The 20084-nt window shown below is 71.8% G+C and carries 21 protein-coding genes; 14 read left to right on the forward strand and 7 right to left on the reverse strand.

Annotated elements, in window-relative coordinates:
* Positions 1-45 precede the first annotated feature (45 nt).
* The 3 genes from AC067U_RS32755 to AC067U_RS32765 are packed head-to-tail and all read left to right on the forward strand — an operon-like array spanning position 46 to position 2812.
* On the forward strand, positions 46-984 hold the full coding sequence (locus tag AC067U_RS32755; RefSeq protein ID WP_478833450.1) for a sterol desaturase family protein: 939 nt from the start codon (positions 46-48) through the stop codon (positions 982-984).
* A 53-nt stretch (positions 985-1037) separates the two neighbouring features.
* The gene (locus AC067U_RS32760) at positions 1038-1721 is read left to right on the forward strand and encodes a lysoplasmalogenase (protein WP_478833498.1); all 684 of its coding nucleotides are present in this window, start codon (positions 1038-1040) and stop codon (positions 1719-1721) included.
* A gap of 47 nt (positions 1722-1768) precedes the next feature.
* Positions 1769-2812 carry a zinc-dependent alcohol dehydrogenase family protein gene (locus AC067U_RS32765; protein ID WP_478833451.1) on the forward strand — a complete coding sequence of 348 codons (1044 nt, stop codon included), beginning with the start codon at positions 1769-1771 and terminating at the stop codon, positions 2810-2812.
* 119 nt (positions 2813-2931) lie between these two features.
* Here the strand turns inward: AC067U_RS32765 and AC067U_RS32770 are convergent, their stop codons facing one another.
* The gene (locus AC067U_RS32770; protein ID WP_478833452.1) at positions 2932-4464 is read right to left on the reverse strand and encodes a S8 family serine peptidase; all 1533 of its coding nucleotides are present in this window, start codon (positions 4462-4464) and stop codon (positions 2932-2934) included.
* A 268-nt stretch (positions 4465-4732) separates the two neighbouring features.
* Between AC067U_RS32770 and AC067U_RS32775 the strand changes: the two genes are divergently transcribed.
* The 3 genes from AC067U_RS32775 (at position 4733) to moaA (ending at position 7891) form a co-directional block, all read left to right on the forward strand.
* Complete coding sequence (locus tag AC067U_RS32775; RefSeq protein WP_478833453.1) at positions 4733-5098, forward strand: DUF485 domain-containing protein; 366 nt, start codon at positions 4733-4735, stop codon at positions 5096-5098.
* Entirely contained in the window at positions 5095-6726 is a 1632-nt protein-coding gene (locus AC067U_RS32780) for a solute symporter family protein (protein WP_478833454.1), read from the forward strand. The genes AC067U_RS32775 and AC067U_RS32780 overlap by 4 nt, the downstream gene beginning before the upstream one ends.
* 175 nt (positions 6727-6901) lie before the next feature.
* On the forward strand, positions 6902-7891 hold the full coding sequence (gene moaA / locus AC067U_RS32785) for a GTP 3',8-cyclase MoaA (protein WP_478833455.1): 990 nt from the start codon (positions 6902-6904) through the stop codon (positions 7889-7891).
* An 18-nt stretch (positions 7892-7909) separates the two neighbouring features.
* Here the strand turns inward: moaA and AC067U_RS32790 are convergent, their stop codons facing one another.
* Positions 7910-8143, reverse strand: a complete 234-nt coding sequence (locus tag AC067U_RS32790) for a hypothetical protein (protein ID WP_478833456.1) — start codon at positions 8141-8143, stop codon at positions 7910-7912.
* Positions 8144-8316: 173 nt separating this feature from the next.
* Complete coding sequence (locus AC067U_RS32795; RefSeq protein WP_478833457.1) at positions 8317-8643, reverse strand: DUF3099 domain-containing protein; 327 nt, start codon at positions 8641-8643, stop codon at positions 8317-8319.
* Positions 8644-8774: 131 nt separating this feature from the next.
* Here AC067U_RS32795 and AC067U_RS32800 point away from each other — a divergent pair, with 131 nt between their 5' ends.
* A complete protein-coding gene (locus AC067U_RS32800; RefSeq protein ID WP_478833458.1) occupies positions 8775-9047 on the forward strand; it encodes a GlsB/YeaQ/YmgE family stress response membrane protein in 273 nt (90 codons plus the stop codon).
* Positions 9048-9146: 99 nt separating this feature from the next.
* Here the strand turns inward: AC067U_RS32800 and tyrS are convergent, their stop codons facing one another.
* The 3 genes from tyrS to AC067U_RS32815 form a co-directional block, all read right to left on the reverse strand.
* Positions 9147-10415, reverse strand: coding sequence for a tyrosine--tRNA ligase (tyrS, locus tag AC067U_RS32805; protein ID WP_478833459.1), 1269 nt, complete (start codon positions 10413-10415; stop codon positions 9147-9149).
* Positions 10416-10482: 67 nt separating this feature from the next.
* The gene (locus AC067U_RS32810) at positions 10483-11886 is read right to left on the reverse strand and encodes a metallopeptidase TldD-related protein (protein WP_478833460.1); all 1404 of its coding nucleotides are present in this window, start codon (positions 11884-11886) and stop codon (positions 10483-10485) included.
* Positions 11886-13409: a TldD/PmbA family protein gene (locus tag AC067U_RS32815; protein ID WP_478833461.1), complete on the reverse strand. Its 1524-nt coding sequence runs from the start codon at positions 13407-13409 to the stop codon at positions 11886-11888. Before AC067U_RS32815 ends, AC067U_RS32810 begins: the two co-directional genes overlap by 1 nt.
* Before the next feature lie 184 nt (positions 13410-13593).
* On the opposite strand from AC067U_RS32815, the gene fabG reads away from it, so the two are divergent.
* The 3 genes from fabG (at position 13594) to AC067U_RS32830 (ending at position 15757) form a co-directional block, all read left to right on the forward strand.
* On the forward strand, positions 13594-14313 hold the full coding sequence (fabG, locus tag AC067U_RS32820; RefSeq protein WP_393579008.1) for a 3-oxoacyl-[acyl-carrier-protein] reductase: 720 nt from the start codon (positions 13594-13596) through the stop codon (positions 14311-14313).
* A gap of 5 nt (positions 14314-14318) precedes the next feature.
* Positions 14319-15089, forward strand: coding sequence for an enoyl-ACP reductase FabI (gene fabI, locus AC067U_RS32825; protein ID WP_478833462.1), 771 nt, complete (start codon positions 14319-14321; stop codon positions 15087-15089).
* Between the two features lie 203 nt (positions 15090-15292).
* Entirely contained in the window at positions 15293-15757 is a 465-nt protein-coding gene (locus AC067U_RS32830) for a hypothetical protein (RefSeq protein ID WP_478833463.1), read from the forward strand.
* Between the two features lie 6 nt (positions 15758-15763).
* Here the strand turns inward: AC067U_RS32830 and AC067U_RS32835 are convergent, their stop codons facing one another.
* Positions 15764-16435 (reverse strand): FadR/GntR family transcriptional regulator, encoded by a 672-nt coding sequence (locus AC067U_RS32835; RefSeq protein ID WP_478833464.1) that lies wholly within the window; start codon positions 16433-16435, stop codon positions 15764-15766.
* 112 nt (positions 16436-16547) lie between these two features.
* On the opposite strand from AC067U_RS32835, the gene AC067U_RS32840 reads away from it, so the two are divergent.
* The 4 genes from AC067U_RS32840 (at position 16548) to AC067U_RS32855 (ending at position 19399) form a co-directional block, all read left to right on the forward strand.
* Entirely contained in the window at positions 16548-17873 is a 1326-nt protein-coding gene (locus AC067U_RS32840) for a CynX/NimT family MFS transporter (RefSeq protein WP_478833465.1), read from the forward strand.
* Between the two features lie 5 nt (positions 17874-17878).
* Positions 17879-17995: an SGM_5486 family transporter-associated protein gene (locus tag AC067U_RS32845; RefSeq protein WP_478833466.1), complete on the forward strand. Its 117-nt coding sequence runs from the start codon at positions 17879-17881 to the stop codon at positions 17993-17995.
* A gap of 171 nt (positions 17996-18166) precedes the next feature.
* Positions 18167-18370 carry a hypothetical protein gene (locus AC067U_RS32850; protein WP_478833467.1) on the forward strand — a complete coding sequence of 68 codons (204 nt, stop codon included), beginning with the start codon at positions 18167-18169 and terminating at the stop codon, positions 18368-18370.
* A gap of 507 nt (positions 18371-18877) precedes the next feature.
* Positions 18878-19399, forward strand: coding sequence for a SixA phosphatase family protein (locus tag AC067U_RS32855; protein ID WP_478833468.1), 522 nt, complete (start codon positions 18878-18880; stop codon positions 19397-19399).
* Positions 19400-20084 lie beyond the last annotated feature (685 nt).

Consider the following 20084-nt stretch of genomic DNA (forward strand, 5'->3'; position numbering starts at 1 on the left):
AACAACCCCTAGCGGCACCCCGGAACCCGCCCCTAAGGTGCGCCCATGCCAAACCTGCCCGATGTCGTGCTGTGGTCCATACCCGCCTTCGTCCTGCTCACCGTCATCGAGATGGTGAGCTATCGGCTCCATCCCGACGAGGATGCCGCCGGCTATGACAAAAAGGACGCGGCCACCAGTCTCACCATGGGGATCGGCAGCATCGGCTTCGACCTGCTGTGGAAGATCCCGGTCGTCGCCGTCTTCACCGCGGTCTACGAACTGACCCCGCTGCGCGTGCCGTTCCTGTGGTGGACCGCCCTGCTGATGCTGCTCGTCCAGGACTTCCTCTACTACTGGCAGCACCGGCTCCACCACGTCATCCGCATCCTGTGGGCCTGCCACGTGGTGCACCACAGCAGCCGCAACTTCAACCTCACCACCGCCCTGCGCCAGCCCTGGACCAGCGCCACCACCTGGTGGTTCTACCTGCCGATGGTGGCGCTCGGCGTGCACCCGGCGGCGATCCCGTTCTGCTACGGCATCAACCTCCTCTACCAGTTCTGGGTCCACACCGAGCGCATCGGCAAGCTGCCCCGCCCATACGAGTACGTCTTCAACACCCCCTCCCACCACCGCGTCCACCACGCCTCCCAGGGCGGCTACCTGGACCGCAACTTCGGCGGGATCCTGATCCTCTGGGACCGGATGTTCGGCTCCTGGGTGGGGGAGACCGAGCGGCCGGTCTACGGGCTCACCAAGAACGTCAACACCTACAACCCGCTGCGGGTGGCCACCCACGAGTACGCGGCCATCGCCCGAGACGTACGCGCCGCCCGCACCTGGCGCGAGCGCGCCGGCCGGGTCTTCCGCGGCCCCGGCTGGCAGCCCGCCCCCGCCCCCGCCCCCGCCGGCGCACCGCAGCCCGCGCAGGCCGCCGCGCCGCAGCCCGCCCCCGCCGCCGAAGGCGCCCCCGCCCCCGCAGCCTCCGAGAGCGCCGCGTGACCGCCGCCGCCCGCCGGGTCCCTTCCTGGGCCGCCGCCCGTACGCCCGCAGGACTGGCGGCCGCCCGGCGCCGCGACCGGATCGGCCGGGCCGCGCTGATCGGCTTCGCCCTCGCCACCGCCGGCGACCTCGGCTCACTGCTGGCCGGCTGGGACCCCGGGCACCTGCTGTTCAAGCCGCTGCTCATGCCCCTGCTCATCGCCCACGTCCTCACCCTGGGCGCGCCCCGCCTGCTGGTGGCCGCGCTCGCCTTCGGGTGGGGCGGGGACCTGGCGCTGCTCTTCGACGCCGACGCCGCCTTCCTCGTCGGCATGAGCTCCTTCGCCCTGGGGCACGTCTGCTACCTCGTGCTCTTCGGGAAGCGGCCCGCGCCCCTGCCCCTCGGCGTGGCGTACCTCCTCGCGCTCGTCGGGACGATCTCGCTGCTCTGGGCCGACCTGCCCGCCGAGCTGCGGATCCCGGTGGCCGGTTACAGCCTGCTGCTTGCCGCCATGGCCTTCCGGTCGAGTGCCCTCGGCGTCCGGGCCGCGCTCGGCGGAGCGCTGTTCCTGCTCTCCGACACCCTCATCGCCACCGGTGTCGCCGAGTGGCCCCAGCTGCCCCGCCCCGACTTCTGGATCATGCTGACCTACCTCGTGGCCCAGTACCTGCTGGCCACCGGGGTCCTGGGCGCCGCGCCCCGGGATCCGGCCGCCCCGGCGACGGGACGGGCCACCGCCGGTGGGGGCGTACGGTAGGGAGGTCATACAAGACTGAACCACCTGAGCCGGAGGACTGCACCACCATGCGAGCCACCGTCATCCACGCCCCGCACGACATCCGCGTGGAGGAGGTGCCCGATGCCGCGATCCGGCAGCCCGAGGACGCCGTCGTCCGCGTGCTCCGCGCCTGCATCTGCGGCAGCGACCTGTGGGCCTACCGCGGCAACGCCGCGCGGCAGCCCGGCCAGCGCATCGGCCACGAGTTCCTCGGCGTGGTCGAGGAGACCGGCCCGCAGGTCACCGGGCTGCGCGCCGGTGACCTGGTCGTCGCCCCGTTCATGTGGTCCGACGGCACCTGCGACTACTGCTCCGAGGGCTTGCACACCTCCTGCGTGAGCGGCGGATTCTGGGGCTCGGTCGGGCACGACGGCGGCCAGGGCGAGGCCGTCCGGGTCCCGCACGCCGACGGCACCCTGGTGAAGCTGCCCACCGACGCCGCCTCCGACGACCACCTGCTGACCGGACTGCTCGCGCTCTCCGACGTCATGGGCACGGGGCACCACGCGGCCCTGGGCGCCGGCGTCCGCGCCGGGTCCACCGTCGCGGTGGTCGGTGACGGCGCGGTCGGGCTGTGCGGCGTCCTGGCCGCCAAGCGGCTCGGTGCCGAGCGGATCATCGCCCTGGGCCGGCACGCCGCCCGTACCGACATAGCCAAGCTGTTCGGTGCCACCGACGTGGTCGCGGAGCGCGGGGAGGCCGCCGAGGCGGCCGTCCGCGAGCTCACCCGTGGACAGGGCGCGCACTCCGTCATCGAGGCCGTGGGCACCGAGCAGTCCATGCGCACCGCGGTGAACATCACCCGCGACGGCGGTGCCATCGGCTACGTGGGCGTGCCGCACGGCAGCGGCACCGGCCTCGACCTCGGTGTCATGTTCGACCGGAACATCACCCTGCGCGGCGGAGTGGCCCCCGTCCGCGCCTACATCCCGGAGCTGCTGGAGGACGTCCTGTCCGGCGCCATCGACCCGGCTCCGGTGTTCGACCGGGCGGTGGGCCTGGAGGAGGTGCCGGACGGGTACCGCGCGATGGACGACCGCAGCGCGCTGAAGGTCCTCATCACGCCGTGATGCCCACGGTCCCCCGCAGGGCGTGAGCGGGGCGGGGCCGGGCGGGATGTTCCCCCCCCGGCCCCGCCCGTGCCTTCAGGATCAGACGGCCCCCTGACCGCCGGATCGCCGCCGTACCGCTACTTGACCGCGTTCAGCGCGTTGACCAGGCCGTGGCCGTAGTAACCCGTCTGGCCCCACTTGCTCTGGCAGGTGGTGGCGTCGATCAGGTTGCCGGTGTTGTCGTAGACCTTGTCCGGGCAGGCCAGCTTGTCGGCCTGGGCCTTCAGCATCCGCTGCAGCTGGGCCGGCGTGGCGCCGGGGTGGGCGCTCTTGAGCAGCGCGGCGACGCCCGCGACGTGCGGCGCGGCCATCGAGGTGCCCTGCTTGTAGCCGTAGCCGCCGCCCGGGACGGTGGACAGCACGCGGCCGTTGGCGTCCGGGGTAGCCGGGGTCTGCCACTTGTCGCCGCCCGGTCCTGCCACGTCCACCACGCCGAGGCCGTAGCTGGAGTAGTAGGACTTCAGGCCCTTGTCGCCGGTGGCGGAGACGGTGACCACGCCCGGGAGCTGCGTGGGCATGTCAAGGCAGACCTTGGGGTCGATGGTCCGCGGCACCGGGGTGGCGTCGTCCGGGCTGCTGTCGTCGAGGATCGAGTCGCCCGCCAGGTCGTGGTTGGAGTTGCCGGCCGAGGCGACGTGCAGGACGCCCTTCTTCTCGGCGTACCGGGTCGCCCGGGTGAGGGCCTCGACCAGGGCGCCCTGGTCGGCGTCCGCCTTGCAGTTGTAGAGCCAGGGGTCGACGTAGTAGCTGTTGTTCGTCACCTCGATCCCCTTCTCGGCGGCGAACATGAAGCCGCAGACGACCGCCTCGGTGAAGAAGAGGCTGGTGCCGGGCTCGCTCACCTTGATGCCGGCGACCTTCACGCCCGGCGCGACACCGCTGATGCCTATGTCGTTGCGGGCGGCGGCGATGGTGCCGGCCACGTGGGTGCCGTGGTCGCTGCCGTCGGCGTACGGACGCCAGGCGCCCTCGGAGGTGTCGGCGACGCCGCCCACGCAGTTGGCCGACTGCTCGCGCGAGAAGTTGGGGGCCAGATCGGGGTGGGTGTCGTCGACACCCGTGTCGATGACACCGACGGTGACGTCCCGGCTGCCATCGTTGATCTTGTGCGCCTGGTCGGCCTTGATCGCCCGGAGGTCCCACTGGTTGGCCTCGAGCGGCTCCTCGCCCGGCGCGGCCGCCGCCGCGGCCTTGGCGGCGTCGGCCGCGCTCAGCTTCTGCGTGGCGCCCTCCTCGGTGGTCTGCACCGGGGTGAGCGGGGCCGTGCGGGTGGCGCCGACCGACACGAACAGGCTCCGCTGGGCCCGCAGCTGCTTGGCGAAGTCGGGGTTCTGGGAGTGCGCGACGACGACGCCGATCTGCTCATACGCCGTCACCACCGTTCCGCCGGCCCGCTCGATGGCCTTCTTGGCCTGCTTCGCCGTCCCGTACGCGGTCAGGTTCGCCACGTAGGACAGCTTCGGGCCGGTGGCCGGTGCGGCCGTCACGCCCGAGTCTTCCGCGGGAGCCGCGGTGGCGGACACCGCGGGCAGGAAGGCGAGCGAGGCCGTGAGGGCCAGGCCGACCGGTACCGCGAGGGCGCGCGAGCGGCCGGATCCCAGATGAGCCATGGGTTCTCCACATCATCCGTGAAAAAGCCGTCCTGACGCGGGTTGCGTCGGACGGGTTCATGACAGGTGAACCTAGCTGTCGCGTTCGTGTTTGCGCCATCAGTTCGACGAAGAGTTCCTGCGGAAGTTCCGGAAGTCACAGCGGGGGGTGAACCGCCGCCGTCCGGGTTCCGTGCCGTTGCACAGGGGGGACCGCACCATCAACCCCCCCACGGAGGTCGTTTTGTCAGCCGTTCCCACCGCATCCGCGTCGCAAGGAGAACCTCCCGTGACCACCGAAGCAGCGCCGCCGCCCGGCGGCCCGGACACGCAGCCGGCCGTCCTCCCGGCCGAACGCTTCGCCGCCGTCCAGGCCGGCCCCGAGTTCGGCGAACTGCGCCGCACCTACCGCTCCTTCGCGTTCCCGCTCACCGCGGCCTTCATCGCCTGGTACCTGCTCTACGTGCTGCTGTCCAACTACGCGGGCGGCTTCATGGGGACCAAGCTGTTCGGCAACGTCAACGTCGCACTCGTACTCGGCCTCGGGCAGTTCGCCACCACCTTCCTCATCGCCTGGTGGTACTCCCGGCACGCCGCCGCCAAGCTCGACCCGCGGGCACAGGCCATCAAGCAGCGGATGGAGGCCGGAGAATGAGCGCCGCACACGCCTACCACCTGGCCGCCGGCGGGGCCTCCGAGCACCGGCCGCTGATCATCACCCTCTTCGGGCTGTTCGTGGTCGCCACGCTGATCATCACGATCTGGGCGGGCCGCCAGACCCGCGGCGCCGCCGACTTCTACGCCGGCGGCCGCCAGTTCACCGGCTTCCAGAACGGCCTGGCCATCTCCGGCGACTACATGTCCGCGGCGTCCTTCCTCGGCATCGCCGGCGCCATCGCCCTCTTCGGCTACGACGGCTTCCTCTACTCCATCGGCTTCCTGGTCGCCTGGCTCGTCGCGCTGCTGCTCGTCGCCGAGCCGCTGCGCAACTCCGGCCGCTACACCATGGGCGACGTCCTCGCCTACCGGATGCGCCAGCGCCCCGTCCGCACCGCCGCCGGCACCTCCACCATCGTGGTCTCGATCTTCTACCTGCTCGCCCAGATGGCCGGCGCCGGGGTGCTCGTCTCGCTGCTGCTCGGGATCAAGAGCGACGGCGGGAAGATCGCGATCGTCGCCCTGGTCGGCGTCCTGATGATCGTCTACGTCTCCATCGGCGGCATGAAGGGCACCACCTGGGTCCAGATGGTCAAGGCCGTCCTGCTGATCGCGGGCGCCCTGCTGATCACCTTCATGGTGCTGTGGAAGTTCAACTTCAACGTCTCCGACCTGCTCGGCGAGGCCGCCGAGAACAGCGGCAAGGGCTCCGCGTTCCTGGAACCCGGCCTGAAGTACGGCGCCACCGGGACCTCCAAGCTGGACTTCATCTCCCTCGGCCTCGCCCTGGTCCTGGGCACCGCCGGCCTGCCGCACATCCTGATCCGCTTCTACACCGTGCCCACCGCCAAGGCCGCCCGTAAGTCCGTCAACTGGGCCATCGGCATCATCGGCGCCTTCTACCTGATGACCATCGCCCTCGGCTTCGGCGCCGCCGCGCTGCTCAGCCGGACCGAGATCATCGACTCCAACCCCTCCGGCAACACGGCCGCCCCGCTGCTCGCCCAGGAGATCGGCGGCGGCCCCGACTCCACCGGCGGCGCCATCCTGCTCGCCGTGATCTCCGCCGTGGCCTTCGCGACCATCCTCGCGGTGGTCGCCGGCCTCACCCTGGCCTCCTCCTCGTCCTTCGCGCACGACATCTACGTCAACGTGATCCGCAAGGGGCAGGCCACCGAGAAGGAAGAGGTGCGGGCGGCCCGCTGGTCCACCGTGGTCATCGGCGCCGTCGCCATCGGCCTGGGCGCCCTGGCCCGCGACATCAACGTGGCCGGCCTGGTCGCCCTCGCCTTCGCCGTCGCGGCCTCCGCCAACCTGCCGACGATCCTCTACAGCCTCTTCTGGAAGCGGTTCACCACCCGGGGCGCCCTGTGGTCGATCTACGGTGGCCTGATCTCGTCGGTGGTGCTGGTGCTGTTCTCACCGGTGGTGTCCGGCAATCCCAAGAGCTCCATGTTCAAGGGCATGGACTTCCACTGGTTCCCGCTGGAGAACCCCGGCCTGATCTCCATCCCGCTGGGCTTCCTGCTGGGCTGGCTGGGCACCGTCCTCTCGAAGGAGAAGGCCGACCCCCAGAAGTACGCGGAACTCGAGGTCCGGTCGCTGACGGGAACCGGGGCGCACTGAGATCCTCCGAACACCGAGCGTGGCCGCGTCGTACGGAAGTACGACGCGGCCACGTTACGTCTCGTTCATTCGGCGACGTCAGCCGGCCACACGGGTCGCGTAGTCTCGATCTCATCGGATACCTGCCGGGACACCCCCGGAAGCACCTCACACCGGACAGGGGAGGAGGCCCACAGTGCTTCTCGACACCTACGGCCGCGTTGCCACTGACCTGCGCGTCTCGCTCACCGACCGGTGCAACCTGCGGTGCACGTACTGCATGCCCGAAGAGGGCCTGCAGTGGCTGGCCAAGCCCGATCTGCTGAGCGACGACGAGATCGTCCGGCTGATCGACATAGCGGTCACCTCCCTCGGCGTCACCGAGGTCCGCTTCACCGGCGGCGAGCCCCTGCTCCGCCCCGGCCTGGTCGGCATCGTCGAGCGGTGCGCCGCCCTGGAGCCGCGCCCCAGGATGTCCCTCACCACCAACGGCATCGGCCTCAAGCGGACCGCCACCGCCCTCAAGGCGGCCGGCCTGGACCGGGTCAACGTCTCCCTGGACACCCTGCGGCCCGAGGTCTTCAAGACCCTCACCCGGCGCGACCGGCACAAGGACGTCATCGAGGGCATGGCCGCCGCCCGGGACGCCGGCCTCACCCCCGTCAAGGTCAACGCCGTCCTGATGCCCGGCCTCAACGACGACGAGGCCCCCGACCTGCTCGCCTGGGCCATCGACCAGGGCTACGAGCTCCGCTTCATCGAGCAGATGCCGCTGGACGCCCAGCACGGCTGGAAGCGCAGCGGCATGATCACCGCCGGCGACATCCTCCAGTCCCTGCGCACCCGCTTCGAGCTGACCGAAGAGGGCCAGGAAGCCCGCGGCGCCGCTCCGGCGGAGCGCTGGATCGTCGACGGCGGCCCGGCCACCGTCGGAGTCATCGCCTCGGTCACCCGGCCGTTCTGCCGTGCCTGCGACCGCACCCGGCTCACCGCCGACGGCCAGGTCCGTACCTGCCTGTTCGCGACGGAGGAGTCCGACCTGCGCGCAGCCCTGCGCTCGGGCGCCACGGACGAGGAGGTCGCCGAGCTCTGGAAGAAGGCGATGTGGGGCAAGAAGGCCGGCTCCGGCCTGGACGACCCCAGCTTCCTCCAGCCCGCCCGCCCCATGTCGGCCATCGGCGGCTGACCGCCGCAGGCCGGTCCCTCAGGAGCCTTCCGGCTCCTCCCACTCCTCGAACCTCACGACGTCCTTGAGGAACCCGCGCACGCCCAGGAACTGGGACAGGTGCTCGCGGTGCTGCTCGCACGCCAGCCAGGTCTTGCGGCGATCCGGCGTGTGCAGTTTCGGGTTGTTCCAGGCCAGGACCCAGACCGCAGCGTCGCGGCAGCCCTTGGCGGAGCAGATCGGGGTGGCCGGTTCGTCGGCGAAGAGGTTCACGCCCCAACCCTAGAAGACGGCGTGAAGACGGGATCACCCGATACGCGCCCCCGGACATGACGACGCCGAGCAGCCACGGGGGGAGCTGCCCGGCGTCGATACGTCGCTCCGACGGGGGATGCGGAGCGCGTAGGCAGTATGTCACGCAGGACCCGGTGCGGTGCACCGGAACTTCATGATTGATCTGAGCTTTTCTTGAGGTTTCCCGCTTCGAGGGGCGGATGTACAGGTGAGGGGATGAAGTTCGAGGGCAGCGCCGGGGTGTTCTCCCGCCCCGCGTTGGCGATGACCACGGCCACGTACGGCAGCAGCGCGCCCGCGATGAGCGTCACCACCGCCACATGGCGCTCCACGTTCCACAGGATCACGGTGAGTATCACCGACAGGGTCCTGATCGACATCGAGATCACATAGCGGCGCTGCCGCCCCCGTACGTCCTCCTGGAGCCCCAACCGGGCACCGGTGATCCTGAAGACCTCGGCTCCGTTCCGCTTCTTCACCCCTCCACCGTACGCCGGGCCCCTCGCGCCGGGGAGAGGGGGTCCTCCGAACGGGGTCGCCCGAAATGCGCGCTTCGCCGATCGGCTCGAAACTGGGCCCACATGCGCACATCGCGCCCCGAGGAGGCGACATGAGCTGGTTGTGGGCGATCATCGTCGGATTCGTGCTGGGCCTCATAGCCCGGGCCATCCTGCCCGGGAAACAGCACCAGCCACTGTGGCTGACGACCCTTTTCGGCATCGTCGGGGCCATCCTCGGCAATGCCGTCGCCGGCTGGATCGGGGTGCGCGAGACGGCGGGCATCGACTGGATCCGGCATCTGCTGCAGCTCGCCGGGGCCGTGCTCATCGTCGGACTCGGCGACATGATCTACATGTCCTTCCGCGGCAAGCGCACCGCCTGACCGGCGCGGGACGCGAAGACGCAGGCATGGCGAAGGGGCCGGTACGGACGGATCGTCCGCACCGGCCCCTCGCCGTGCGTCACCTCGGGACGGTCCCGGTCAGATGCCGGTGACCTCCACCGCGGCCAGGTTCTTCTTGCCCCGGCGCAGCACCAGCCAGCGCCCGTGCAGCAGGTCCTCCTTGGCGGGGACCGCGTCCTCGGCGGTGATCTTCACGTTGTTCACGTAGGCGCCGCCCTCCTTCACGGTGCGCCGCGCGGCCGACTTGCTGGCCACCAGGCCGGTGTCGGCGAACAGGTCCACCACCGGCGCCAGTCCGTCGGCCGTGGCCTGCGGCAGCTCGGACAGGGCGGCTGCCAGCGTGGCCTCGTCCAGATCCGTCAGGTCGCCCTGCCCGAACAGCGCCCGGGACGCGGCGATCACGGCGGCGCACTGGTCGGCGCCGTGCACCAGGGTGGTCAGCTCCTCGGCCAGCGCCCGCTGCGCGGCGCGCATCTGCGGCCGCTCGGCGGTCTGCGCCTCCAGCTCCTCCAGCTCCGCGACGGACTTGAAGGACAGGATCCGCATGTACGTCGAGATGTCCCGGTCGTCCACGTTCAGCCAGAACTGGTAGAACGCGTACGGAGTGGTCATCTCCGGGTCCAGCCAGACGGCCCCGCTCTCGGTCTTGCCGAACTTGGTGCCGTCCGCCTTGACCATCAGCGGGGTCGCCATCGCGTGCACGTGGGCGTCCGGCTCCACCTTGTGGATCAGGTCGAGGCCGGCCACCAGGTTGCCCCACTGGTCCGACCCGCCCTGCTGCAGGGTGCAGCCGTGCCGCCGGTACAGCTCCATGAAGTCCATGCCCTGCAGCAGCTGGTAGCTGAACTCCGTGTAGCTGATGCCCTGGTCGGACTCCAGCCGGCGGGCGACCGAGTCCTTCGTCAGCATCTTGTTGACGCGGAAGTGCTTGCCGATGTCCCGCAGGAACTCGATCGCGGACATGCCGGCGGTCCAGTCCAGGTTGTTCACCATGGTGGCCGCGTTCTCGCCCTCGAAGGACAGGAACGGTTCGATCTGCGCCCGCAGCCGGTTCACCCAGTTCGCGACCGTCTCCGGGTCGTTCAGGGTGCGCTCGGCGGTCGGCCGCGGGTCACCGATCTGCCCGGTGGCCCCGCCGACCAGCGCCAGCGGCCGGTTTCCGGCCTGCTGGAGCCGGCGCATGGTGAGCACCTGCACCAGGTGTCCCACGTGCAGCGAGGCCGCGGTCGGGTCGAATCCGCAATAGAACGTGACCGGGCCGTCCGCGAACGCCTTGCGCAGGGCCTCTTCGTCGGTGGACTGCGAGAACAGCCCGCGCCACTTGAGTTCGTCGACGATGTCGGTCACGGTCGTGACTCTCCTTGGGATGGAGTGAGTAGGGGTGCGGATGAGGGTTCCCGCACATTCTAGGTGGTCAGACGCCCTGACTTACCGAACTCATGTTGAAATCGGGGATACGCAGAGCGGGCATCGCGGCCCTGGTGAACCAGTCGCTCCATTCGCGCGGCAGGGTCTTCTCGGTCCGCCCGGCCTCGGAGGCCCGGGAGAGCAGGTCCACCGGCGACTCGTTGAACCGGAAGTTGTTCACCTCCCCGGCCACCTCGCCGTTCTCCACCAGGTACACGCCGTCCCGGGTCAGACCGGTCAGCAGCAGCGTGGCCGGGTCCACCTCGCGGATGTACCAGAGGCAGGTGAGCAGCAGGCCCCGCTCGGTGGCGGCGACCATCTCCTCCAGCGACTTCTCGCCGCCCGCGTCCAGGATCAGGTTCCCGAAGCCCGGGGAGAGCGGTTGCCCCGTGAGCTCCGCCGTGTGCCGGGTGGTCATCAGCCGGGCCAGCTCGCCGTCCTTGATCCACTCGGTGGTCGGCACCGGCAGGCCGTTGTCGAACACCGAGGCGTCGTCGCTCGAGCTGTGCGCGATCACGAACGGTGCGCACTCCAGTCCCGGCTCGGCCGGGTCGCTGCGCAGGGTCACCGGGAGCCGCGAGAGCTTCTCGCCGAGCCGGGTGCCGCCGCCGGGCTTGGAGAAGACCGTGCGGCCCTCCACCGCGTCCCGGGCCGTGGCCGACCACATCTGGTAGATGAGCAGGTCGGCCACCGCGGTCGGCGGCAGCAGGGTCTCGTAGCGCCCGGCGGGCAGTTCGATCCGCCGCTCCGCCCAGCCCAGCCGTACGGCGAGCTCGGCGTCCAGCACGGTCGGGTCCACGTCCGAGAAGTCCCGGGTCGAGCGGCCGGCCCAGGCCGAGCGCGGGCGGCCGTCCGCGGCCGGGGCCTTGGCGTTGACCTCCAGGGTGCCGTTGGGCTGGTCGTGCCGGAGCCGGAGGCCGGTGGAGGTACCGAGGTAGCTGGAGACCAGCTCGTGGTTGGCGAAGCCGTACAGCTCGCGGCCGCCCGCGCGGGCCCGGGCGAAGGCCTCGCCCAGCGCCGGCGCGAACTTTGCGAACACCGCCGAGGAGGTCTCCGCCGGGGCCTCGGTGAAGCCCGGGGACGCCGGGGTGCCGGTGACCAGCGGCTGCGCGTCCTCGGCCGGGCCGGCCGCCTTGGCGGCCGCCTCGGCGGCGCGGACCAGCGGCTCCAGATCGGCGGCGGTGACCGCGCCGCGGGAGACCACGCCCGAGGCCGTGCCCTCCTTGCCGTCCACGGTGGCGATCACCGTCAGGGTGCGGCCGCGGGTCACCCCGTTGGTGGTGAGCGCGTTGCCCGCCCAGCGCAGGTTCGCGGTGGACTCCTCGTCGGCGATGACGACGCAGCCGTCGGCCGTGGACAGCTCCAGGGCCCGCTCGACGATCTCGTGCGGCTTGGTGTGGTTCGGCGCCATCAGCGTCCCGCCTCCTGCGTGGTGTTCAAGATGTTGACGCCGCGGAACAGCGCGGACGGGCAGCCGTGCGAGACCGCCGCGACCTGGCCCGGCTGGGCCTTGCCGCAGTTGAAGGCACCGCCCAGCACGTAGGTCTGCGGGCCGCCGACGGCCTCCATCGATCCCCAGAAGTCGGTGGTCGTGGCCTGGTAGGCGACGTCGCGCAGCTGGCCGGCCAGCCGCCCGTTCTCGATCCGGAAGAACCGCTGCCCGGTGAACTGGAAGTTGTAGCGCTGCATGTCGATCGACCAGGAGCGGTCGCCGACCACGTAGATCCCGCGCTCCACCCCGCCGATCAGGTCCTCGGTGGACAGCCCGCCCGGATCCGGCAGCAGCGACACGTTCGCCATCCGCTGGACCGGCACGTGGCCGGGGGAGTCGGCGAACGCGCACCCGTTCGACCGCCCGAGGCCCGTCAGCTTCGCGATCCGCCGGTCCAGCTGGTAGCCGACCAGGGTGCCGTTCCGCACCAGGTCCCAGCTCTGGCCCTGCACGCCCTCGTCGTCGTACCCGATCGTGGCCAGGCCGTGCTCGGCGGTCCGGTCACCCGTCACGTTCATGATCGGGGAGCCGTACCTCAGCTTGCCCAGCTGGTCGAAGGTGGCGAAAGAGGTGCCCGCGTACGCCGCCTCGTAGCCCAGCGCCCGGTCGAGCTCGGTGGCGTGCCCAATGGACTCGTGGATGGTCAGCCACAGGTTCGAGGGGTCGACGACCAGGTCGTAGCGGCCGGCCTCGACGCTCGGCGCGCGCATCTTCTCGGCGAGCAGCTCCGGGATCCGCTCCAGCTCGCCGTCCCAGTCCCAACCGGTCCCGGTCAGGTACTCCCAGCCGCGGCCGGTCGGCGGGGCGATGGTCCGCATGGAGTCGAACTCGCCGGTCTTGTCGTCCACGGCCACCGCGGTGAGCTGCGGGTGGACCCGGACCCGCTGCTGGGTGGTCACGGTGCCGGCCGTGTCCGCGTAGAACTTGTTCTCGTGCACGGCGAGCAGCGAGGCGTCCACGTGGGCCACCCCGTCGGCCCGCAGCAGCCGGGAGCTCCAGTCGGCCAGCAGGGCCGCCTTCTCCCCGTCCGGCACCTCGAACGGGTTCACGTCGTAGGCGGAGATCCACGTCCGGTCGGCGTGCACCGGCTCCTGGGCCAGCTCCACCCGCTCATCGGAACCCGCCGCCTTGATCACCTCGGCGGACAGCTGCGCCATCGCCACGGCCTGCGAGGCGACCTTGGCCGCGCCGTCCATGGTGAGGTCCACGCCCGAGGCGAAGCCCCAGCTGCCACCGTGCACGACCCGGACCGCGAGGCCGAGATCGGTGGTGTCGGAGCCGCCGGAGGGCTTGGCGTCGCGCAGCCGCCAGGAAGCGCTGCGGATCCGCTCCAGCCGGAAGTCGGCATGCTCGGCACCCAGCGCGCGGGCCCGGGCGAGCGCCGCGTCGGCGAGCGCCCGCAGGGGCAGCGCGGTGAACGCCGCGTCGATGGTTTGGGGCACGGAAAGTCCTCCCAGGTCGGGAATGGTCGCTCCGATCATGTCGCGCCCGGGGCCGCCGTGCCTACCACTTTCTGTAGGGACTCGACAGAGCCCGTCGCGAGGCCCTGTCGATGCCCGATTCCTCGAACGGCGGAGCGGACCGCTAGGTTTTCGGTATCCAGACCGCTAGCGAAAGGGTGATCCGTTGAGCCGCTCGGTTCTCGTCACCGGAGGAAACCGGGGCATCGGCCTCGCCATCGCCCGCGCCTTCGCCGACGCCGGCGACAAGGTCGCGATCACGTACCGCTCGGGGGAGCCCCCGGCCGAGCTCGCCGAGCTGGGCGTGCTGGCGGTCCGCTGCGACATCACCGACTCCGAGCAGGTGGAGAGCGCCTACAAGGAGATCGAGGAGAAGCACGGCGCGGTCGAGGTGCTGGTGGCCAACGCCGGCATCACCAAGGACACGCTGCTGATGCGCATGTCCGAGGACGATTTCACCTCGGTCCTCGACACCAACCTCACCGGCACCTTCCGCGTGGTCAAGCGTGCCAACCGGGGCATGCTCCGGGCCAAGAAGGGCCGTGTCGTCCTGATCTCCTCGGTCGTCGGCCTGCTCGGCTCGGCCGGCCAGGCGAACTACGCCGCCTCCAAGGCCGCGCTCGTCGGCTTCGCCCGCTCCCTCTCGCGCGAGCTGGGCTCCCGTAACATCACCTTCAACGTTGTGGCCCCGGGCTTCGTGGACACCGACATGACGAAGGTGCTCACCGACGAGCAGCGCGCCGGCATCGTGTCGCAGGTCCCGCTGGGCCGCTACGCGCAGCCGGAGGAGGTCGCCGCCGCGGTGCGCTTCCTCGCGTCCGACGACGCCTCGTACATCACCGGAGCCGTCATTCCCGTTGACGGCGGATTGGGCATGGGTCACTGATCAACATGAGCGGAATTCTCGACGGCAAGCGCGTCCTGATCACCGGTGTGCTGATGGAGTCCTCCATCGCCTTCCACACCGCGAAGCTGGCTCAGGAGCAGGGCGCCGAGGTCATCCTCACCGCGTTCCCGCGACCCACGCTGACCGAGCGCATTGCCAAGAAGCTGCCCAAGCCCGCCAAGGTCATCGAGCTCGACGTCACCAACGACGAGCACCTGGGCCGCCTGGAGCAGCTGGTCCGCGACGAGCTCGGTGGCCTCGACGGCGTCGTCCACTCCATCGGCTTCGCCCCGCAGGACGCCCTCGGCGGCAACTTCCTGAACACGCCGTTCGAGTCGGTCTCCACCGCCATGCACGTCTCGGCGTTCTCGCTGAAGTCCCTGACCATGGCCTGCAAACCGCTGTTCCCGGCGGAGGGCGCGGCCGTCGTCGGCCTCACCTTCGACGCGCAGTTCGCCTGGCCGCAGTACGACTGGATGGGCCCGGCCAAGGCCGCGCTGGAGGCCACCAGCCGCTACCTCGCCCGCGACCTGGGCAAGGAGAACGTCCGCTGCAACCTGGTCTCCGCGGGCCCGATCGGCTCCATGGCCGCGAAGTCCATCCCGGGCTTCTCGGAGCTGGCCGACGTGTGGAACCACCGCTCCCCGCTGGACTGGGACATGGCCGACCCGGAGCCGGCCGGCCGCGGTGTCGTCGCCCTGCTGTCGGACTGGTTCCCGAAGACCACCGGCGAGATCGTGCACGTCGACGGCGGCGTGCACATGATGGGCGCCTGACCGTCCGGTCTCCCGGGCGAGTGATCGCCCGTACGGGTCAACCCCGCGCACAGCCGTGAAGGGCCGCGCCTCCTCAGGGAGGTGCGGCCCTTCGTGTTGCCGCGGCCTCCGGCGGGAATTTCCGAGTCGATAAAAGGGGTGAATGCCTGCAAACTGGCCGGGCCGGGATCTTCCCGGCGCGCCGTGGGGAGGAGGGCCAGCGAGTGCGTGCGAGGCGGAGCCGGACGGTCCCCCTGCTGGTCACCTCGGTCGTCCTGACCGGTCTCCTGATCCCGGGGGCGCTCGCGCAGCCCCCCACCGGTGACCCCGCGCGCCGCCCCGGCGGCACGGTGCCCGGCGCCGTGGAACAGCCGCTCCAGGCGGACGGGGCCAGTGTGAACGTGGCCGAACTGCCCGTGGAACCCCCCGCCCAGCCCGCCCGCCTCCCGGTCGAGGAGCTCTTCGGCGCCGACTGCCGCACCGCCATCAGCGGCTCCTCCGTCACCGCCTACTGCCACAACCCCTACCCGGAGACCGACCTGGTCCGGCTGCACGTCGAGTGCGACCGCTGGTGGGACCTGGACGGGGACAGCGCCCCGGTGGCCGTCGACCCGGCCGCCCGGGTGGAGGTCGCCGGCCGGTGCTGGAAGGAGGTCCGCTCGGCCTGGGTCAGCCACCGGCGGGGCTGACCGGCCCTACTGCCTGCCGAGGCAGGCGAACGGGTAGCCCGCCGCCTCCGAGGCCGCGGTGTCCGCGTCCCCGCGCCGGATCGCCTCGATCAGCCGCCCGTGGTCCAGGTGCGACTCCGGCGTGAGCTCCGTGCCCACGTCCCCGCGCAGCCAGTCGCGGATCAGGTCGCCCAGGTCCGCGTACAGCTCGATCAGCACCTCGTTGCCGGAGGCGCTGACCACCGCCATGTGCAGGGCGACGTCCGCCGCGATGAACCGCTCCGCGTCCCCCGACCCCCACGCCTCCTCGCGGCGGGCCAGCAGCGCGTCCAGCTGTACGAGGTCCCGCTCGGTGCGCCGCTCCGCCGCCAGCCGGGCCGCCGAGGACTCCAGGGTCGACCGCAGCTCCGCGATGTGCCGCGGGTCCGCGCCCGCGAACCGGCGGTGCATCACCCCGGCCAGCTCGCTGGTGGCGAGCACGTAGGTGCCGGATCCCTGCCGGATGTCCAGCAGGCCGTTGTGCGCCAGGGCGCGGACCGCCTCGCGGACGGTGTTGCGCGCCACCCCCAACAGCTCCACCAGTTCCGGTTCGGTCGGGATACGGCTCCCGACCGGCCACTCGCCCGAGGTGATCTGGTTCCGCAACTGGGCGATCACCTGGTCGGCCAGCGCGGAGCGCCGGGGCGAGGTCAACGGCATGAGAGGAGTCCCCTTCGGTTTCTTCGGTGTCACTGCGGAGTCTTCGGTGTCACTGCTGACGTGTCAGTGTGGAGCTGGACAACCAATCATCCCATGATTCTATGATGGTTCAATGCGCGACGAAGAGATACCCGTTCTCGACCGGCCCTCCGCGGCCTCCGGCACCCTCGCGGCCACCTCCCCGGCCGCCCCCGCCGACCCCACCGCTCAGGCGGCCGGCCCGGCGCAGCCGGCCTGGCTCGCCCCGGTCCTCCTCGTCGGCATCGTGCTCGCCGCCCTCAACCTGCGGCCCGCCATCACCAGCCTGGGCGCCCTGTTCGAGGAGGCCCGTACCGGGCTCCACATGAGCGGCACCGTCGCCGGACTGATCACTTCCGTCCCGGCCCTGTGCTTCGCCGTCTTCGGCGTCACCGCGCCCAGGCTCTCCCGCCGCTTCGGCGCGGCCGCGGTGGTCTGCGCCGGCATGGCCATGGTCGCGACCGGCCTGCTGATCCGCCCCCTCATGGACGGCGCCGCGGGCTTCCTCGCCTTCAGCGCCCTCGCCCTGGCCGGCATCGCGCTCACCAACGTGCTGCTGCCGGTGATCGTGAAGAAGTGGTTCCCGGCCAGGCTCGGCACCATGACGGGCCTCTACTCCATGGCCCTGGCCGCCGGCACCTCCCTGGCCGCCGCCACCACCGTCCCCCTCACCAAGGGCCTCCTGCACGGCAACTGGCGCGCCGGCCTGGTGGTCTGGGCCGGGCTCGCGGCGCTCGCCGTCCTGCCCTGGCCGGCCGTACTCCGTGCCGACCGCCGCGATCGGGCCGGAGCCGCCGTTCCGGCCGGCGCCCCCGCCCCCGCGGCGGGCCCGCGCGTGCTGCGCAGCCGTACCGCCTGGGCCCTGGCCTGCTACTTCGGACTCCAGGCCACCAGCGCGTACATCACCATGGGCTGGCTGCCGCAGATCTTCCGCGACGCCGGGGTCTCCGCCGGCACCGCCGGCGTGCTGCTCGCCGTCACCATGGTGATGGGCGTCCCGCTCGCCTTCGTCATCCCCGGCCTCGCCGGACGGATGCGCCACCAGGGCCCCATCGCGGTCACCCTCGGCGCCTTCGGCCTCGTCGGCTACCTCGGCCTCTACCTGGCCCCCGTGGCGGGCGCCTGGGTCTGGGCCCTCCTCCTCGGCGTCTCCAACTGCGCCTTCCCCCTCGTCATCACGATGATCGGACTGCGCGCCAAGTCCCCGGCCGGCGTGGTCAAGCTGTCCGCCTTCGCCCAGTCCGCCGGCTACCTCATGTCCATCCCCGGCCCGCTGCTCATCGGCACCCTCTACCAGCACGGCGGCGGCTGGGACCTGCCGCTGGCCGTGATGGCCGGGCTCCTCGTGCCGCAGATCGTGCTGGGCGTCCTGGCCGGCCGGGACCGCACGATCGAGGACGAATGCGGCATGCGAGACTGACGGACATGCCCGTTCTCGAACCGAACCCCCAGAACAGCCACAGGAAGCTCGGCATTCTGCTGGGCGCGATGCTCGGCGTCACCGTGCTCATCGCCATCATCGCGACCATCGCCGCACCCTGAGCAGCCTCCGCCCGCCAGCACGGTGGGGCTGACCCCACCATCCCCTAGGGGGTCAGGCTCAGGGTGAACTCGGGTGGGACCCCGATGGGAACCGCCGCCGTGGATCCGTAGATTCGCAGGTGAAGGCGCGCGACGACGCGCGCGACCGGCGGGGGACACCAGGAGGCGGCGATGGCGGCAACGATCCGGCCGGCCCGCGGCAACGACGCGCAGGCCCGGCTCACCTGGTGGGGCATGGCCCTGCCCGCCCTGGCCTTCTCGCTCCTCCTGCTCCTGCTCCTCGGCGGCCCGGCGGAGGCGGGCACCGCCTCCGGCACCCCCGACACCTCCGTGCTCGGACTGCTCGCCCAGGAGATCCTCCGGCTCCTGCGCTGACCGCCGCCACCCCTCCCGGGACACCTGGGCCGACCCGCCCGACCCCGGCCCCCGGAGCGCACGGCCCGGCCGTCGGGCGGCCGCCCGGCCAACTGCCCCGTCGGCCGTCCCGGCCAACTGCCCCGAGGACGCCCCGGCCGCATGCCCGACACCGCCCCGACCGGAGGTCGGAGGTCAGTCCACCCGGCTGCCCGACGGTGCACGGCCCCGCTGTCCGGCTTGCTGCCCGAGGCTGCCGCGGTGGTGTGCGGCCCGGCTGTCGGGCGGTCGCCCGGCCAACTGCCCGGGCGGCCGTCCCGGCCAAGTGCCCTGTCGGCCGTCCCGGCCAACTGCCCTGAGGAGGCCGCGGCCGTACGTCCGAGGCCGCCTCGACCGGAGGTCCTCGGGCACTCCACCCGGACTGCCCGAGGACACCCGCCGGGGCGCCCCGGAGCGCATCCGCCCCCGGCGGGTGAGCTCCTTCAACACCCTGCGCCCGACGGTCGCTTTCGTGCGAAGCTGGGTCCCATGAGCGCCGATACACCCCGCAGGATCGTCATCCTCCGGCACGCCAAGGCCGACTGGCCCCAGGTCGCCGACCACGACCGGCCGCTGGCCGACCGCGGCCGGCAGGAGGCCGCGGCCGTCGGCCTGAAGCTGGCCGAGATGGGCATCGACTTCGACCTGGCCCTCTGCTCCACCGCCGCCCGGACCCGGGAGACGTGGAAGCTCGCCGCCCAGCAGCTGCCGCACCGGCCGAAGACCGTCCATGAGGAGCGGCTCTACGAGGCCTCGCTCGGCGAGCTCATCGCCCTGCTCAACGAGACCCCCGACGATGTCTCCGACCTGCTGGTCATCGGCCACAACCCCGGGATGCACGCCCTCGCCGACGCCCTGGCCGGCCGGGCCGAGGGCGACACCCTGCAGCGGCTGACCCTGCGCGGCTTCCCGCCCGCCGCCCTGGCCGTCCTCACCTTCACCGGCTCGTGGAAGTCCGTGGAGCACGGCGTCGGCACCCTGGCCGAGTTCTGGACCCCGCAGGACCACTGACCTCCGGCAGCAGGCAGCACGCAGCAGGCAGACGGAAGCCCGGACCGCCATCGTGCGTCCGGGCTTCCGGGTGTCCGGCAGTCGGCCGGCAGCGCCGGGAGCGGTGCGGTGCCCAGTCGGGTTCGGCCCGTGAGCGAGGTCGGGGCGCGAGCGAGGCTGCGCGCGCCCGTGCGGGCCGGGGTGCCCGCCTCCCCCGGCCCCGAGCTCCCGGCTTCGCTGGAACAGAGGGACCCCATGGCCCTGCGGCACGCCTGCCCACACGGCGGGCGGGGTACGGCAGCCGTGCCCGCACGGGCGTGGCAACGGCCGACACCCACCCGGCGGCGGGAGCCGACCGACTCGCCCCCGCGGACACCTGCGCGGCGGCCGCAAGCCCGGTAGCCCGGTAGCCCGGTAGCCCGGCGGCCGGGCGCGAACCCAGTGGCCGAGCGGCCCGCGGTCCTGGCGGACCCCAAGGTCCTGGCGGACTCCAAGGTCCTGGCGGACTCCAAGGTCCTGGCGGACTCCAAGGTCCTGGCGGACTCCAAGGTCCTGGCGGACCCCAAGGTCCTGGCGGCCGGGCAGGCCCAGCCGCCTCAGCGGCCGACCGGCCAGGTGGCCAGGGGTCCGGCGGCCGGGCGGACGCAGTGGTCCCTGGCAGCCGGGCGGGCTGCGCCGCTCAGCGGCCCTCCGGTCAGGCGGCCCC

The organism is Streptomyces sp. NPDC043853 (genome assembly GCF_056436025.1).

Bases quoted from the DNA above. Each gene is read 5' to 3' on its own strand.
- AC067U_RS32765 (WP_478833451.1), top strand. From the start codon at position 1,769: ATGCGAGCCACCGTCATCCACGCCCCGCACGACATCCGCGTGGAGGAG.
- AC067U_RS32755 (WP_478833450.1), top strand. From the start codon at position 46: ATGCCAAACCTGCCCGATGTCGTGCTGTGGTCCATACCCGCCTTCGTC.
- fabI (WP_478833462.1), top strand. From the start codon at position 14,319: ATGAGCGGAATTCTCGACGGCAAGCGCGTCCTGATCACCGGTGTGCTG.
- AC067U_RS32780 (WP_478833454.1), top strand. From the start codon at position 5,095: ATGAGCGCCGCACACGCCTACCACCTGGCCGCCGGCGGGGCCTCCGAG.
- AC067U_RS32800 (WP_478833458.1), top strand. From the start codon at position 8,775: ATGAGCTGGTTGTGGGCGATCATCGTCGGATTCGTGCTGGGCCTCATA.
- AC067U_RS32845 (WP_478833466.1), top strand. From the start codon at position 17,879: ATGCCCGTTCTCGAACCGAACCCCCAGAACAGCCACAGGAAGCTCGGC.
- AC067U_RS32855 (WP_478833468.1), top strand. From the start codon at position 18,878: ATGAGCGCCGATACACCCCGCAGGATCGTCATCCTCCGGCACGCCAAG.
- AC067U_RS32770 (WP_478833452.1), bottom strand. From the start codon at position 4,464: ATGGCTCATCTGGGATCCGGCCGCTCGCGCGCCCTCGCGGTACCGGTC.
- AC067U_RS32850 (WP_478833467.1), top strand. From the start codon at position 18,167: ATGGCGGCAACGATCCGGCCGGCCCGCGGCAACGACGCGCAGGCCCGG.
- AC067U_RS32810 (WP_478833460.1), bottom strand. From the start codon at position 11,886: ATGGCGCCGAACCACACCAAGCCGCACGAGATCGTCGAGCGGGCCCTG.
- AC067U_RS32835 (WP_478833464.1), bottom strand. From the start codon at position 16,435: ATGCCGTTGACCTCGCCCCGGCGCTCCGCGCTGGCCGACCAGGTGATC.
- AC067U_RS32840 (WP_478833465.1), top strand. From the start codon at position 16,548: ATGCGCGACGAAGAGATACCCGTTCTCGACCGGCCCTCCGCGGCCTCC.